At 49.0% G+C, this 9,687-nt stretch carries 8 protein-coding genes; all 8 read right to left on the bottom strand.

What is annotated here, in order from left to right; genetic code table 11:
• Positions 1–73: 73 nt before the first annotated feature.
• Entirely contained in the window at positions 74–1,081 is a 1,008-nt protein-coding gene (locus ACOJS8_RS24080) for a glycoside hydrolase family 43 protein (RefSeq protein ID WP_420151111.1), read from the bottom strand.
• A 132-nt stretch (positions 1,082–1,213) separates the two neighbouring features.
• On the bottom strand, positions 1,214–1,783 hold the full coding sequence (locus ACOJS8_RS24075; RefSeq protein ID WP_420151110.1) for a DUF4256 domain-containing protein: 570 nt from the start codon (positions 1,781–1,783) through the stop codon (positions 1,214–1,216).
• A gap of 6 nt (positions 1,784–1,789) precedes the next feature.
• Positions 1,790–2,272: an SRPBCC family protein gene (locus ACOJS8_RS24070; protein WP_420151109.1), complete on the bottom strand. Its 483-nt coding sequence runs from the start codon at positions 2,270–2,272 to the stop codon at positions 1,790–1,792.
• Positions 2,273–2,278: 6 nt separating this feature from the next.
• Positions 2,279–2,602 carry an ArsR/SmtB family transcription factor gene (locus ACOJS8_RS24065; protein WP_420151108.1) on the bottom strand — a complete coding sequence of 108 codons (324 nt, stop codon included), beginning with the start codon at positions 2,600–2,602 and terminating at the stop codon, positions 2,279–2,281.
• Positions 2,603–2,822: 220 nt separating this feature from the next.
• On the bottom strand, positions 2,823–4,169 hold the full coding sequence (locus ACOJS8_RS24060) for a dihydrolipoyl dehydrogenase family protein (RefSeq protein WP_420151107.1): 1,347 nt from the start codon (positions 4,167–4,169) through the stop codon (positions 2,823–2,825).
• Positions 4,170–4,287: 118 nt separating this feature from the next.
• Complete coding sequence (locus ACOJS8_RS24055) at positions 4,288–5,919, bottom strand: ABC-F family ATP-binding cassette domain-containing protein (protein ID WP_420151106.1); 1,632 nt, start codon at positions 5,917–5,919, stop codon at positions 4,288–4,290.
• A gap of 153 nt (positions 5,920–6,072) precedes the next feature.
• Positions 6,073–7,698, bottom strand: coding sequence for a RagB/SusD family nutrient uptake outer membrane protein (locus ACOJS8_RS24050; protein WP_420151105.1), 1,626 nt, complete (start codon positions 7,696–7,698; stop codon positions 6,073–6,075).
• 32 nt (positions 7,699–7,730) lie between these two features.
• A partial coding sequence (locus tag ACOJS8_RS24045) for a SusC/RagA family TonB-linked outer membrane protein (RefSeq protein WP_420151104.1) occupies positions 7,731–9,687 on the bottom strand: 1,957 nt, incomplete at its 5' end.

The raw sequence follows: 9,687 nt of genomic DNA, 5'->3' as shown, positions 1-9,687 counted from the left end.
GGCAGTAGCTGCCAAAGGATAATCATTTTGCTACGTATATTAAGTGAACCAGCGCACTAATAACCTCGCTACGTTAATTCGATGGGATATACGGTTTGCCGATAGCTAACTTATCGCCAGATAGATCGGCTTCGAACAGATGTGGAATGCGAACGGTACGTCCATTTATGCTTTTATGGCTATGAATGGACATGAGTAACTTGCCATCCAGTGACTGAAATAACATGCCATGCCCATAATTGAGTGGCGTTATAGGCTCTTTTTCGTGTATCCAGGGACCATCCAGCGTACCACTTTTTGAATAAGCGACACCCTGAGTGTAAACGTCGTAAATCCAACTGGTCCATATCATGCCCAACCGGCCTGTCTTCGTATTGAACAGATACGGGCCATCGGTGACTTTATTGGGGCGATCCCTGCCGTGGTCATCTTTCTCCCGGCTCCAGGGCGAGTCACTAGCCCGGAACAACAGTTTACCCGTACCAATCGTACCGCTCAAATCAGGTTTTAATTCGATTTTTTCGATGGTTCCATTTAGATTTTGCAGCCATTCGTAGCAATACACCATGTACGGCTTGCCGTTTTTATCGGTCCATAACGTTCCATCCAGCGTAGGTTTATCAGCCGGCAGATACGTAGCATCCTGCATCGGTACGTATGGGCCATCGGGTTTATCGCTAACCAATACGTGACAGGCGCGTCGTTCGATCTCTCTGCCTTTTACCGTATCAATCTTGACTGCCCGGTTAGTGAACGTAGCAAAGTAGTAGTACTTGTTTTTGTAGGCGTGAATTTCGGCAGCCCAGATCATCGGATTGGGGCCCATCCATGAGTTCGGGTCGGTTTGCGTTACTTTGTAGGGACCGTCCCAAAGTTTTAGGTCTTTACTTTTCCAAAGCATGCCCCCTGTTCCGGTCATGTAGTACGTACTGGTTGGGCGATCGGCCAGAATAAACGGGTCACTCAATCGAATGGAATCCAGCGGAACGTTTGTCCTGATCGCGCGTACCCTGCTTTCCTGTGCTTTCAGCGAGTACGAGATAAACAGGCAGCTTACTAACATCAACCAGGTACTTTTCATAGTTCGTCGGGGGCGGGCTGAGTTTGTGATAGTTTGGGGTTGTCTAACGGCTATATACACGTAATGAAAGGCGTTTCCTCAACAATTATACCCCAACTTAGCCAGCAAAGACGCAGAATGGACCCATGGAATTCAGACTCGCAGCGAACCGCGGAATCCTCTGGCAGCGTAGTACGATTCGGCACCGTTGTGGTACAGAAAAACCGTGTCGTAGCGACGGTCGCAAAAGAGAGCCCCACCGAGTTTTCTGATCTCAGCCGGTGTTTTTACCCAGCTCGACGTTTTCAGGTCGAACTTACCAAGTTGCTGCAGCTCCCGGTATTGCTCTTCGGTTAAGAGTTCGATACCCATCTCAGCGGCCATATCCATAGCCGTATTTTCGGGTTTATACTCTTTTCTTGATTCCCACCCGGCCCGGTCGAAACAAAGACTCCTGCGCCCTTTGGGACTTTCGGCCGAACAATCGTAAAAAACGTATTCGCCCGTTTCTTTATCATACCCAACCACATCCGGCTCACCTCCCGTCATTTCCATGTCGTCCAGGAACCACAATTTGTCAGGATTAGCTTCCAGCTTTGCCTGTACGTTCGCCCAGTCAAGTCCTTGATGACGGTTTCGGTTTTTCTCGAAACGGGCTTTTAGTACGTTAAGTAATTCATTACGTTGTTCTGGAGATAACTCCCTCCTATCGGCTTGTTTCATAACCTGTTAGCGTAATTTAGATACGATATTCTGTAATCTGTTGTGGGCCATATTGATACCCTGAGTAAAAGGCAATTTTAGCATCTGGTCTCTGAGAGTCACGGATTTGTAGACGACATGCATCGTCAGTTTACTGGTGTCGTGTGTGAGTTTTTCAAACTCCAGAAACTCAAGCTGGACGCCAAACCGGAGCGCAGAAGCGACTGTATTCCTCATTTCAAACGTCCGCGTGATTGTCTGATTCGGTACAAATTCATGAATAACCCCATTGATCTGGAGCACTACGTTCCCCTGCGCATCGGACGTTTCAAACTGGTAACTACCGTGCTTTTTATTTTCCAGTTTCACTACGTTCGTTCCCATCCACTGCGCAACAATTTCGGGCTCTACGTACGCTTTAAACAGCAACTCCAGCGGTAAATCGAATTCCCGCGTAATAATGAGTTCCTGCTTACCATCTTCAGCAGCCACCTTTGTTTTTCGCTCCATACGTGTCTACTGGTTTGCACCGTAGTTTTTCATGATACGTTCCAGCTTGTTGAATCGGTCATCCCACATCTGACGAAAGGGCTCAATAAAGTCGGCGACCTCTTTTATCTTTTTCGCATTAAGGTGGTAGTAGATTTCCCGACCGTTTTGCTCCTGCGTGAGCAATTCGCACTCGGTGAGGATTTGCAGATGTTTGGAAACCGTTGGCCGGGCAGTGTCAAAGTTAGCCGCGATAGCCCCGGCGGTCATGGCCTGGGAAGCCACCAGCAACAGAATTGTCCGTCTGGTCGGGTCAGCTATGGCCTGAAATACGTCTCGTCTTAAGTTCATTACGTAGCCATTTGACTACAAATATAAATGTAGCTATTTGACTACGCAAATTTTTTGAGAAGTTTAGCAATTGGCTATTTTGCTTATAACAGGCGCAGGAGCTTAAGTTTGGTTATGAATGATTTAGCATTAAGGCTGATAGCCTGCTTATATGGCTACGCACTTCATTGAGCTTCAACAAACAGATTGATTTACAAGAAGATACATTCGCCCAACTCCATCAGGGTAGCATAGACGACAGGTCGGATGCATGCGTAGGATAGGCAAATAACGTATCACTCAGTGCTTTCGCTGTGATGCGATGCTTCATTGCCAAGGTGAACACGTTAATAAGTTCATCATAGCCAGAACCCAGCAAATGCACGCCTACAATCTGATCCGTTTCTTTGTCAACAATGGTTTTAAATCCTGAAACCGGCTCATTGATACGTCGGGTAACGTACCAGTCAGAGGTTTCCTGAAAGGTCACGTGTACGTTACGTCCCTGCTCGCGAGTCTGTTCTTCGGTCAGGCCGACAGAGGCTAACGGTGGTACCGTAAATACAGTTGTCGGGACGCGCTCATCAGTATAGGTTTTCCGATTTCCATTCAGAATATTTTCCGCAACAATTTTACCTTCATACGACGCCAGAGGGGTGAGGGGCAAGCCTTTATCTGCTACGTCGCCACAGGCATATACTGCCGGATTCGATACGCTTTGCAAAAACTCGTTAACCGTAATTCCTTTCTTTCCAGTCTCGACATTCGCCTTTTCCAGGTCTAGCTCGGCTACGTCGGCGACCCGTCCGGCGGCATGAACAACTAAATTAGCCGCTGCGGTGTAGCTTTCGCCAGCCCGTTCATACTCAACAGATAACGTACCGGGCTCTCCCAGAATGGATGTCACCCGGGCTTCCAGAACGATAAATATTCCAATAGCCCGCATGGCATTTACCAGCAAGTCAACCAGATCCGCATCAAATCCTTCCAGTGGCCGCTTTCCCTGATGGAGAATCGTAACTTTTGCACCAGCGCGGGCGGCAATATGCGCAAATTCAAAAGCAATGTATCCGCCACCAACCATCACAATTTCAGGAGGAAGCTGCGTTAATTCCATAAAACCTGTGCTGTCTGTCAGCAAGTTCTCACCCGGAATGTTTAGGGGTTGTGGCCGTTGCCCCGTCGCAATGACAATCTGGTTAGCCTGTAGTTCCGTCTCGCCAACACGTAGCGTATTGACCGACAGAAACGTAGCCGCTCCGTGGAATATAGCAATGCCCTGGTCGAGGAATTTCTTTTCGGTATTTTCCGGTATTGGGTCTGTAAATGTTTTTTTGTATCGAACCAGATCCGCCCAGTCGACTGCGGGTACGTTTTTAATGCCTTTTCCAAGCATCTGTTGCGATCGGGCTACAATTTCAGCAACACCTACCAGCACTTTTTTAGGGTCGCATCCGCGCTGTGAACACGTCCCGCCAAACGGTAATTTGTCAACAATCGCGACAGATTTGCCTGCTTCCCGAGCAGCTTCGGCAACCGTTTTTCCGGCTGATCCTGTGCCAATTACAACAAGGTCAAATACCTGCATCGTCAATAATCTGTAATAAATGTTACAGTATAACTACAAAAACAGGCTTTATGATTACAAAAAAAGCGGCTGACTCGTCGGAGCCAGCCGCTTTCCAGCGCTGGTTTTTACCAGACCGTTACGCTACGGCTTCATACAGTTCCTCGCGTTGTGTTTTCACACGTGGGTCGGTGAGGTACTCATCGTAGGTCATCAGCTTGTCGAGAATACCTGCTGGCGTAATTTCAATGACGCGGTTGGCAATTGTCTGAACGAACTGATGGTCGTGCGAGGTAAACAGAATGGGTCCTTTAAAATCAATCAATCCGTTGTTCAGCGACTCAATCGATTCCAGATCAAGGTGGTTCGTTGGTTCATCGAGTAGCAGTACGTTGGCACCCGACAGCATCATTTTCGAGAGCATACACCGAACTTTCTCACCTCCGCTTAATACGGTCGCTTTTTTCAGCGATTCTTCTCCCGAAAACAACATACGGCCCAGGAAGCCCCGAATAAAGCTTTCGTCTTTTTCGACCGAATACTGACGTAGCCAATCCACTAAATTCAGGTCGGTCTGGAAGAATTTATCTTTCTCAGCATCCGTCGGAAAATACGACATTGTGATGGTAATCCCCCACTTGAACGTACCCGAATCGGCTTTACGCTCGCCCGCCAGAATGTCGAGCAAGGCCGAAACGGCTAATCCGTCGCGGCTGTACAGAAAAATCTTGTCTTTCCGGTTAACTGTAAACGACAGATTTTCGAACAGCTTCGTACCGTCCTCGGCCGTATAGGTCAGGTTCTCCACCGTCAGAATCTGATCGCCGGGTTCGCGTTCTGGTTTAAAGTTTACATAAGGATATTTCCGCGACGACGGCTGAATGTCATCAATCGTCAGTTTTTCGAGCAACTTGGCCCGGCTGGTCGCCTGTTTGGATTTCGAGGCATTGGCCGAGAAGCGCCGAATGAACTCTTCCAGTTCCTTCCGTTTATCTTCGGTTTTCTTGTTCTGATCCTGTCGTTGTTTCAGGGCCAGCTGGCTCGATTCATACCAGAAAGAATAGTTACCCGCGAAGAGCTTTACTTTGCTGAAATCGACGTCAACGATCTGCGTACATACCTGATCCAGGAAGTGCCGGTCGTGCGATACTACGATCACCGTATTATCGAAGTTGGCCAGAAAGTTTTCAAGCCAGATGCTCGATTCTACGTCGAGGTTGTTGGTAGGCTCATCAAGCAGCAGAATATCCGGATTACCAAAAAGAGCCTGTGCCAGCAGCACCCGCACCTTTTCCGAACCATTCACATCCGACATCTGCGCGTAGTGCATGTCTTCTTTAATCCCTAAGCCTGACAACAGCGCTGCCGCATCCGATTCGGCATCCCAGCCATTCATTTCAGCAAATTCAGCTTCGAGTTCAGCTGCTTTTTCGCCGTCGGCATCCGTAAAATCAGTCTTCGCATAGAGCTCATCTTTCTCCTGCATGATGTCGTACAGGCGCTGATTGCCCATGATCACCGTCTGCAGCACAGGAAACTCATCGTAAGCCGACTGATTCTGTTTTAGCACCGACATACGTTCGCCGGGTGTAATGGTCACACTGCCTGTCTGTGGTTCGATCTCACCCGACAGAATCTTCAGAAACGTTGATTTTCCTGCTCCATTAGCGCCAATGACGCCGTAACAGTTGCCGGATGTAAATTTTATATTGACGTCATCAAATAATACCCGCTTACCATAGCGTAGTGAGACGTTTTGTACCGATACCATATTTGCTTTTCTGTTCAGAATTGAACGACAAAGATACGAAATTTTAGCGGGAAAGCGGTAGCTATGCCTGTTCAGGCCAATGCTGTCAGACCAAAAAAGAAGGTCAGTACCTCAGTGGGCTACTGACCTTCGGTAGACACTAGGTTTGTTACGTTACCAGCCTGGATTTTGCTTCAGCGATGGGTTGAGCGCAATCTCATTGATGGGCAGCGGCCATAGATAGTCTCGGGCCGGGTCAAACTTCCGGAAACTGGCATCCTGCACCAGGATATAATTGTCGGGTGTTAGGCGCACCGACGTAACGGTTCCAAACTCGGCTTTAAAGAAGTAGTTTCCCAGAATAGGCTTCGGCAGTTCGACCTCGGCGGTTTTCCAGCGGATCAAATCCCAGTACCGGAATCCTTCCTGCGCCAGTTCAACCCGACGCTCGCGACGGATTTCGTCACGAATATTTAAGCCGTTCGTTGTGGCAAAGGCGTTGGTCAGTTTCGCTACGCCACCGCGCTGCCGCAGGCGGTTCACGGTCAGGTCCAGATCGGCATCACTGATCGCGCCGTTCAGTTCATACAGAGCCTCGGCATAGGTAACGAGTACCTCAGCGTAGCGCAGAATGGGCCGATCAATTGTAGAAGCGGAAGTGTTCCAGTCGTCGATATTAGCCGTTTTGCGGAACATGAAACCCGTTTTGTTGAAAACAAGCGGAGCAATGTCGAAGATGGGCTTTGTCGTCATCATTGGGTCGCCTTTTTTCATGAACGTATCACTCATGCGCGTATCCCTGTCCACAAATACGTCCGTCGACACAACAGGCGCTTTGTACAGCGGTGATTTGGTAATCGGCAACCCATCTTTCATCAGGTACGAATCCGCCAAGCTTTTCGTCGGATTCATGTTCCCATTCTCCAATGAACCTCGGTAATAGCTATGAGTAACAACTCGCTCCGTCAGCGACACACCGAACTGTTTAACAATAATGTTCTCCCGGTTTTGACGTCCCTCACCAGCCATTTGAAACAGATCAAAATAAGCACCTGTAAATAGATCATGCTGCTTACTGTCAATTACGGCTTTAGCTGCGTCAACGGCCGCTTTGAGGTGTTTGGTTGGTTCGCCGTAGTTATGGTATTTTGAGCGTGTACCTTCAAACAACGCAACCCGAGCTTTAAATGCCAGCGCCGACGTATTACTGATACGTCCAAAATCGGCCGTACCTAACGCCGTATGCGTTGGTAGTTTCTGAATTGCAAAATCCAGATCCTGATAAATCTGATCGAAAATAGCCACTCGTGGACTAGCAGGGGCTATCAACTCCTGCGAATTTTCATCCAGCGTCTTCAGGATCAGCGGTACGTCTCCGTAACGTTGCACCAGGTTGTAATACCCCCAAGCCCGGAAAAACCGCGCTTCGGCAACGTAGCGATCAATTATTGACTGAGCTGTATTGGCGGCTGCACGAGGGGCTTTTTCTACGATGTTGTTAGCCGCCCGAATCAGGGTATAGTTTGTGTTGTAATTACCCGCATCTGTAGCAGGCGCTAAGCGCGATCCGTCGCTGATGTTGTTCGACGCCAGCCCGATGGCATCATCCGACCATACATCTTCCGTTGACCAGCCTGGTAGAAACGTGTACAGGTAATTGGCGGCAAATTTCAAATCTCCTTCCGAGCGCCAGTAAGTTTGGTCGCTGATGGCTGTTTCGGGAAGCCTTTCCACTTCACAGGCTGGCAAACCCGCCAGCATACCGACCGTAACAGCGATATATTTTAGAATAGTTTTCATAGATTTTTTATTCGTTCTGCAAACGTTGCCGATTAGAAGGAGATGTTCAGACCCATTGACGCTGTCGCAAAGAACGGATAGTCGTTCTGTACGCCATCGCGCGTTTCGGGATCATAATACCCCTGAAAAGCTTTCAACCCCGAAATGGTGAACAAATCCTGACCCGAGAAGAAGAAACGCGCCTGATTGATACGTACTTTCTGCGTCAGCGCCGAAGGCAGCGTGTAGCCAAACTGGATGTTTTTCATCCGAAGGTAGCTGGCATTGAGCGTCCACTTATCCGACGCCAGGTAGTTGTGCGTAGCACCGACGTATGGACGAGGGTATAGGGCATTCTGGTTTTCAGGCGTCCAGTAGTCGGCGTGAATAGCCAGCGCCTGTTTCCACGTAACGAGTAGTGGTGCAATGGATTCGGTAACCGGACGATAACTACGTTTGCCAACGCCCTGCATAAATACCGTCAGATCGAAGCCTTTCCATTGTGCGCTGAAGGTAAACCCGTACTGATAACGTGGATTCGTAGTGCCCAACAACGTCAGATCGCCATAATCAGCCGCCGAGCCTTTCCCGACTGTAATCCGTCCGTCGCCATTTCGATCGATGTATTTTACGTCGCCAGCGCCGGAGCGGTTATCCTGAAACGCCCAGTTTTTCACCTCATCAGCAGTCTGGAAATAACCGGCGGTCTGATACCCCCAAATGGTATTGATCGGGTAACCTTCAATCAGGTTATTCGTTCCCGCAGCGACCACCGTACGACCTGAGTAACTGAGTAATTTATTGTTGTTGTCAGAAAGGTTGGCTGATACGGAGAAGGTAAAGTCTTTACCAACCTGACCGCGATAACGCACTTCCGTTTCCCAACCCCACGACTTCAGTTCGCCGTTATTCTGCCTCGGCGTACCAATACCAATCGTTCCGGGCAACTGCATAGGCGTGAGCATGTTGCGGTTGTATTTCACGTAGTAGTCACCCGTAAACTGAAGCTTGTTCTGGAAGAATCCGAGATCGACCCCAATATCACTGGTTTCAATCGTTTCCCAGGAGAGAATTGCGGATGGAATGCTGTTCTGGAAGATGTAAGACGCCCGTGAGTCGCCCAGTACCAGAGCAGAACCACGGCTCAACTGGCTCAGGTAATCATAATACCCAAGGTTGTCGCCCAACGCCCCACCCAGGCGGCCCCATGACCCTCGTATTTTAAGTTCCGTGATGGCCGGCACAGTAAACCAGCTTTCGCGCTGAACGTTCCAGCCCGCCGAAACCGACGGAAATATTTTCGTCCGTAAACCGGGGGCCAGTTTGGAGCTTTCATCCTGCCGAATCGTAGCTTCGAACAGATACTTACCATCGTAGTTGTAATTGAATCGACCAAAGATCGACTGAAACGCGCGCGCCCTTACGTATTCGCTGTTCGTTTTTGTTTTGTCATCGCCCAGATTGAGAGTTGGCAAATCATTACTAACCAGGTTAGTCGATCTGGTTGTTACGCCCTCTTCCCGATAATCCTCCCACTGATACCCACCCAGAACGGTAAAGTTGTTTTTTTCTCCGACTTTCCATTCATAAGTCGCCAGAAACTGAAGGTTGGTATTCCGAACCAGTTCGTTGGTTACCTCGTAGAAATTCGGATTGTTCGCATAACTCAAAATCCGCGATCTGCCCCATAGCGGTACGGTACGGGCGAAAATCTGCCTGTTGGCAGGTCGGTACTGCACGCCAGCAACAGCCCGTAATGTCAGTCCTTTCACGAAATTAGCCGCCTGTAGATTGGCTACCCCGTCGAACTGGCGCTTATTTTGATTGTTATAACCGCCTGATTCCAGAATACCATAAGCTGTAGCAGCCGAACCAGCTCCGTTATAGCGCCCTTCCGGCGTAAAGAAGGGTGTTCTTGTTCGCAATCGATATACCTGATAAAGCAGCCCTTCCCCATCGACCCCAGCCGATGACTGCTGAATACGTTCGAGCGTATAGGAAAGGCGTGTG

This window comes from Spirosoma sp. (genome assembly GCF_048594605.1).
Taxonomy (GTDB): domain Bacteria; phylum Bacteroidota; class Bacteroidia; order Cytophagales; family Spirosomataceae; genus Spirosoma.
The sequence above is the reverse complement of the archived record's forward strand: the minus strand, read 5'-3'. Positions and strand labels throughout refer to the sequence as shown.